The organism is Pseudaeromonas pectinilytica (assembly GCF_054780855.1).
The window spans coordinates 1-3,428 of record NZ_BAAGVN010000112.1; the positions used below are offsets into that span (position 1 = coordinate 1).

Here is a 3,428-nt window from a genome sequence, read left to right on the forward strand (position 1 = left end):
CGAGCTAGGCGGCCATTCCCTTCCCGAAAGGGGTGGATCAGGATCAATTCAACATGCACCTCGGCAATCGCAGCAATGAGCTCGGCGCGACTCATGCCAAAGCAAGGTGTCAATCGTGACATCTGGTTAGCATCCAGTTCGCTAAGCAGCTTGGGGATTCGTGGTGCCGCGGCAAAGTTAAACCCTCCTTTGCTCATATTGACGGTCCGAAGTTCCCCTGCCCACTTATAAACCCTTCCCAGCCAGCGTCTATGCCACGACATTAGCGTTGAACTAAGAATTGCCCCCATCGGTAAACGACTGGTCAGGACTTCGTCATACAGCTTTGATAGAAGCAGTAACTCGACATCATTGATTTCATCTGGATCAACAATATCGAGCAGATTAGCAAGAACCAGCTCATCCGAACCGGGCTGGTACTCTGTCTGCTCACCGCCTACCCAATACTTGTTCACGATGACTTCCCCTCGAACCTATACGGGTGGCTATCGCTTCCCGAACTGGACTGTCACAACATTTGACGGATGTTGAGCAACCGCATTGGGATTAGCCGCTATATTTTGCGCCACAAACTCTCCCCAACGTAAAAACAGCGCTCGTAACTTTTCAGGATTACGCAGAGCCCCAGCTTGGTAGGTCCTCAGCAACTTATCGCTGATCTGGTGATTCAGCATATGCTCAATTTCGAGCGGGCCAGCACCCAGCTCAATACCACAACAGTTGGCAACGCTGCGCCGAAGGTCATGCACACTGAAGGATTCAAATTCAGCCATTTTTCGCTTTTGTAGCCGGTCAAGCGCTCGCATTAACGCATCCCCGGTGATGGAATGACCAAGCTTCGTGCTCGATTCAAATACGTAGGGGCTGATTGGTGAACAGATCATCCTCTGCTCCTCAATAATGGCTTGGGCCAAGGGAGACAGCGTCACCACATGAGGACGTCCACTCTTGGTCTCGGGGATAGTCCAGCGATCGCCATCCAGATGTGCCCACTGCATCGATATCACTTCACCCCGTCGAACGGCGGTCAGGATAATCATCTTGATGGCATTGGCAACACTGCCAGAAAGAACGGTACTGGCGGCAACACCACGCCCCCCAGCAGCCAAGGCACCGCCTCCTGTAACGCCCTCCTCCAGAGCTGACCACAAGGCTTGTAGCTCCCCAATCGGCAGCCATCGCTCTCTCGGCGGGTTAGGAGTTGCATTATAAATCTTGGGCTTGAGGGCCAGAGTTGGGCTCATCTCCACCAACTGGCGTCGCATGGCCTCCTCCATCACCTGGTTCATGATCCCCATCGCTTTACGCAACCCTTCCAGGCTTACTCTTTGCAGTTTCTGGTAATGGCGATGCAAGACAGCCATGGAGATATCACAGACACGCTGTTTACCAAGAGCTTTTTCCAAATGAGCCTGGTAGATACGACGATAATCTGATGCCGTTCTAGGACTGATCTCGGTTTGTACGCCATTACGGCGTTTAACCGTGGATTTATGGGTTAGCCATTGCTCGAACAGCTCATCCAGGATCAGCATNCGCAGCTTGAGAATGGGCCTCTCTGGCTTGCGCCAACCCCATAGATGGATAACTACCGAGAGTCATTTTGTGCTGTTTCTGCGCAATGTAGTAGCGATACAACCAGCTTTTGGACGCGGCCCCAGCTCTAGCCTCCAAACAGAGTCCCTTATTGCCTCCACTGGAAACAGCCATCACAACCCGGAGCTTTCCTTCTGGAGGCACCAAGGCGCTACACTCTCTATCTGTCTTGATCATGCTATTCTCGCGTACTTGCTCGCGTACTTAAAAAGCATTGTATAGGGGCAAACCGCATCGGACAATCTCGGATAAGACTTATCGATAAACAACATAAATATCAATATTTTATATGCAAAAAATCGGACATAATCGGACTGCTTTGGATTGCAAAAACAGGGCTTCGTAATGCGAAGGTCGTAGGTTCGACTCCTATTACCGGCACCATATAAAACAAAGGGTTAGCTTCGTCATGAGGCTGACCCTTTGTGCTTTTGAGGTGTTTTTTGCGTTGGGGTACCACACGGGGTACCACACTTGGCAAGCGATACCTGGGGAAAAACATCAGAATTTATTGCACAGGCAGCCATTCACATATAGCGGAACAGCGAAGACCTAGGTTCTCCGCCGTATCATCAACGCAGTTGTTCCCATTCTCTAGATCGTAAAACGGAACCCTTCTTGCCCACCGCTATCAGCTCTGCGCAGAAGCAAAACTCTTTTTGATTGTGGCTAGAGCTCACTCTATATCTGGATATCTGGGATTTCGGCCCTACTGGCGTCAAGTCAGCTGATTTCATTTTGTCCAAAGTCTGATTTCAACGATTTTCTCGGCTATGCCACAGCCGCAGCACGTAGATGCTCGAATCAAAGATCTCGTAACGAACCTCGTACTCTCCAACCAAAATCCGTCTAACCTCGCGTGGTTCGAACTGGAACAGTTGCTCTCCAATGCGAGGATTGGTTAGCAAAATGGTTGGGGCCTGCGTCAACCCCCGCACCGCCCGCACTGCGGCGGGCTGGTTAGCCGGAGACAAAAAATCATATAAGCGCGCCAAATCTGACAGCGCCTTACTGGTCCACTTAAGTTCCATCAACGCGGAACCGGCAACTGCTGGTTGGTGCCGAGGCTGTCAGCCCAAGCCTGCACCGCCTGATGATCAATAACGAGACCTGCGTCCACGTCTGCCAACGCCTCTTGGGTCAATCGATCACGATCCTCTTCTTGAGCGATCCATGCGGAAAGTGCCTGTTTCATGATCCAGCCGCGTGAGCGTTCAAGTCGGGCGGCCATCTGGTCAACTTTGTCAGCCATCGATAGTGGCACGTGCGCGGTCAGTACCTTAGTTGCTGCTTGTGTCATGTTGTTCTTCATGTACCAACCCCAATTATTTTATTTGATTCAATTTTAATCATAGTGATTTATCAAAAATCAATCAAGGTAGTGTCAGTCTGGAATACACCTCAACCTAGGCCTAGCTTCAGATAGGGTGAACGACTTGACAATAATCATCGGTCAAGCATGATTCGATTCAGTGATCATCCTGGTTAAAATTCTGCACATATGAGTCTTAAGGGTGATTGGTTGCGCACGGTCTACAAGCTTTGGGCAGTACAACCCTCAATGAGAAGGGATTTGATGCGGATGTTATCGAAGCTGCGCTGGCGCACTCAGATAAAGACGAGGTCCGTAGTGCCTACAACCGCACAGATTATCTGGAGCGACGCCGAGAAATGATGGCCTGGTGGTCTGAACATATTGAACAAGCAGCTAGCGTAGGCTCAGCATTGACGTGGAAGCCAAGCCTTACGCTAGGGAAGGTGCGAACAAGTTCCTGATATGAGATCATCATGTTCATCCGGAGCGCATCCCAGAGGGACATCATGAGCCATCA

At 50.6% G+C, this 3,428-nt stretch carries 5 protein-coding genes and 1 pseudogene; 1 reads left to right on the forward strand and 5 read right to left on the reverse strand.

The window, feature by feature from the left end; genetic code table 11:
- The 5 genes from ACYVG7_RS08320 to ACYVG7_RS08340 form a co-directional block, all read right to left on the reverse strand.
- The coding region (locus ACYVG7_RS08320) for a Fic/DOC family protein (protein ID WP_460882698.1) at positions 1–455 on the reverse strand (455 nt) is incomplete at its 3' end.
- Between the two features lie 30 nt (positions 456–485).
- The gene (locus tag ACYVG7_RS08325) at positions 486–1,535 is read right to left on the reverse strand and encodes a tyrosine-type recombinase/integrase (protein ID WP_460882699.1); all 1,050 of its coding nucleotides are present in this window, start codon (positions 1,533–1,535) and stop codon (positions 486–488) included.
- Complete coding sequence (locus ACYVG7_RS08330) at positions 1,519–1,773, reverse strand: Arm DNA-binding domain-containing protein (protein WP_460882700.1); 255 nt, start codon at positions 1,771–1,773, stop codon at positions 1,519–1,521. The genes ACYVG7_RS08325 and ACYVG7_RS08330 overlap by 17 nt, the downstream gene beginning before the upstream one ends.
- A 578-nt stretch (positions 1,774–2,351) precedes the next feature.
- On the reverse strand, positions 2,352–2,627 hold the full coding sequence (locus ACYVG7_RS08335) for a type II toxin-antitoxin system RelE/ParE family toxin (RefSeq protein WP_460882702.1): 276 nt from the start codon (positions 2,625–2,627) through the stop codon (positions 2,352–2,354).
- The gene (locus tag ACYVG7_RS08340; RefSeq protein ID WP_460882701.1) at positions 2,627–2,908 is read right to left on the reverse strand and encodes a CopG family ribbon-helix-helix protein; all 282 of its coding nucleotides are present in this window, start codon (positions 2,906–2,908) and stop codon (positions 2,627–2,629) included. The genes ACYVG7_RS08335 and ACYVG7_RS08340 overlap by 1 nt, the downstream gene beginning before the upstream one ends.
- Positions 2,909–3,114: 206 nt before the next feature.
- On the opposite strand from ACYVG7_RS08340, the pseudogene ACYVG7_RS08345 reads away from it, so the two are divergent.
- Positions 3,115–3,372, forward strand: a pseudogene (locus ACYVG7_RS08345) (integrase); the annotation flags it as partial.
- Positions 3,373–3,428 lie beyond the last annotated feature (56 nt).